The sequence below is a fragment of the Pseudomonas sp. K5002 genome (assembly GCF_013386655.1).
GTDB lineage: Bacteria > Pseudomonadota > Gammaproteobacteria > Pseudomonadales > Pseudomonadaceae > Aquipseudomonas.
Genome location: NZ_JACARK010000814.1, coordinates 1 through 1,752 on the forward strand (window position 1 = coordinate 1; position 1,752 = coordinate 1,752).

Annotated in this window: 3 protein-coding genes; all 3 read left to right on the plus strand. The window is 54.2% G+C overall.

The genetic code is table 11. The features are described 5' to 3' along the window. Positions 1-449 (plus strand): glycine cleavage T C-terminal barrel domain-containing protein (locus HX846_RS29080; RefSeq protein ID WP_306173167.1); only part of this gene is annotated, 449 nt, incomplete at its 5' end. 390 nt (positions 450-839) lie between these two features. Beyond that, the gene (locus HX846_RS29085; protein WP_003220045.1) at positions 840-1,052 is read left to right on the plus strand and encodes a cold-shock protein; all 213 of its coding nucleotides are present in this window, start codon (positions 840-842) and stop codon (positions 1,050-1,052) included. Positions 1,053-1,147: 95 nt separating this feature from the next. Next, the gene (locus HX846_RS29090) at positions 1,148-1,636 is read left to right on the plus strand and encodes an RDD family protein (protein WP_093205738.1); all 489 of its coding nucleotides are present in this window, start codon (positions 1,148-1,150) and stop codon (positions 1,634-1,636) included. The last annotated feature ends 116 nt before the right edge of the window (positions 1,637-1,752 follow it).

Sequence of the window (1,752 nt, forward strand, 5' to 3'; positions counted from 1 at the left end):
GCGCCCGCGACTCCCTGCGCCTGGAAGCCGGCCTGTGCCTTTATGGCCATGACATGAACACCGAGACCACGCCGATTGAAGCCAGCCTGTTGTGGGCAATTTCCAAGGCCCGTCGTGCTGATGGCGCACGCGCCGGTGGCTTCCCGGGCGCCGATGCGATCTTCACCCAGCAACAAACCGGCGTCAGCCGCAAACGCGTAGGCCTGTTGCCACAGGAACGCACGCCGGTCCGTGAAGGCGCAGAAATCGTCGACGAACACGGCACCGTGATCGGCAGCGTCTGCAGCGGCGGTTTTGGCCCGAGCCTGGGCGGCCCGCTGGCCATGGGTTATCTGGACAGCGCTTTCATCGCACTGGATACCGAAGTATCTGCGTTGGTACGTGGGAAAAAGGTGCCACTACGTGTAAGTAAAATGCCATTCGTGCCACAACGTTACTACCGTGGTTGATTGACTGTTCCTATAAGTAACGCGGTTGCGTTAACGTGCACTAATCTGTAACGCAACCGCCACATTAAAGTGCATTGACGATAGTCAATGTTATGTTCAGTCACCTATAACAAGTGACGAATTCTATCGAATAAACGCGTTCCACATTGTGGACAGAAGTGTAACGAGGCCGAGCAAAACCTGGGGTTTTGCCGGGGCTTGTTTTTTCTGTATTAGTTGGCGTAGAGTTTGCCCACTGTGTTTGCATGGGTCGCTTTGAACCTGGACCTGGGCAGTAGCCAAAGTTTGCTACAACCCGTTCGACGTCTCTTACTTTCCTGCAACCCAGCCCAGTACTCTTTCATGTGAAAGGGGCTGTCATTAATTTTTTTGCGTCAAGGAAATAAGAAAATGGCTGATCGTCAGAGCGGTACCGTCAAGTGGTTTAACGACGAAAAAGGGTTTGGTTTTATCACTCCAGAAAGCGGTCCGGATCTGTTCGTCCACTTCCGCGCTATTCAGGGCAACGGCTTCAAAAGCCTGAAAGAAGGCCAGAAAGTGACCTTCATCGCGGTGCAAGGCCAGAAAGGCATGCAAGCCGACGAAGTACAAGCAGAAGGCTGATCCTTGCTGCGACAAAAAGCCCCTGATATGACATCAGGGGCTTTTTTATGGGCGTTCTTCCGTAAAATGGCTTTTTTCCTGCCGAGAGCCATGCCATGTCGAAACACCTGCTGAGCCCCCAAGGCGAGTTTCCCGCCGTAGGCCTGGGCCGTCGTCTGGCAGCGATGTTCTATGACTTCCTGTTGTGCACCGCCCTGCTGATCGTCACGGCCTTTATCTACAAGCTGGTGTGGATGGGGTTTGTCGGGGAGGCCAAGTTACGGGCGCTGTCTGAGTCTGGCGCGCTGGATGGTGATCCGCTGTTGTCGACGATTTTGTTTTTTGTGTTGTTTGGGTTTTTTGCCAAGTTCTGGACGCACTCGGGGCAGACCCTGGGGATGCAGGTTTGGGGGGTGCGGGTGCAGAACGCTGATGGGTCGCGGATCAGTCTGTGGCAGGCGTTGTTGCGGTTTGTGGTGTCGATTGCTTCGTGGTTGTGCCTGGGGCTTGGGTTTGTCTGGTCGTTGTTCGACAAGCAGAAACGTGGCTGGCATGACATTTATTCGGACACGCGGTTGGTGCGGGTTCCGAAGAAAAAGAAGTAGGTTTTTAGATTGGGGGGCATATCCGTTGCTGCGGTTATGGCCGCTATTGGTTCCGCTCTTACAGCGGCTCACTTTTGAACAGCGCAAAAGTAAGCAAAACGCTCTTGCCCCACCAC